At 34.7% G+C, this 588-nt stretch carries 2 protein-coding genes; both read right to left on the minus strand.

Annotated elements, in window-relative coordinates:
* Positions 1–249: 249 nt before the first annotated feature.
* Positions 250–423, minus strand: a complete 174-nt coding sequence (locus AC6HVZ_RS19630; RefSeq protein ID WP_497559802.1) for a GNAT family N-acetyltransferase — start codon at positions 421–423, stop codon at positions 250–252.
* Between the two features lie 2 nt (positions 424–425).
* Positions 426–578 carry a GNAT family N-acetyltransferase gene (locus AC6HVZ_RS19635; protein ID WP_497559803.1) on the minus strand — a complete coding sequence of 51 codons (153 nt, stop codon included), beginning with the start codon at positions 576–578 and terminating at the stop codon, positions 426–428.
* Positions 579–588: the final 10 nt, after the last annotated feature.

Consider the following 588-nt stretch of genomic DNA (forward strand, 5'->3'; position numbering starts at 1 on the left):
TAACTTTTAGGGGATAGGTCAGTGTAAAAGAAGTAGTATGAAAAGGTGGTATATTTAGTTACACCCATAAGAATGTACCACTTCTGTCATCTCTTTTACCCGAGATTGCCACATGCAGTACGACTTGTTTCCACCTTGTTTACCATGAGATAGTATTTATAGTATTTATAGAGTTAAGAAAAAAGGCCTTATTCCTACTTCTTTTATCTAGGAATCAGACTTTTGATCTTCCACAATCGCCCCTTTTGTTTAAGTTGAATTCCACTGTACTTCTAACAAACCATAAATAACTCTATCGTGATATTCACCTTTCAAATATTCATAATTACCTATAGTTCGTTCTTCTTTAAAGCCTAATTTCTTAGGTATTTCTCTCGTTTTCAAGTTGTTGTTTCTTGCAACATTTATTTCAACCTTCTTCAAGTTCAAATCTCTAAAATATGGTCGATAAATTGCTTGATAGCTTTTGTCACTAAACCCTTCCCTTTATAACTATCTCCAAGCCAGTATCCTATTTCAATTTTTCTTGCATGAGTATTGCGGACAGATTGAGTCAGCTGTGCGGAGTTTTGAGCCAACGTTTTCGGA

Source organism: Oceanobacillus sp. NCCP-135, from assembly GCF_059698015.1.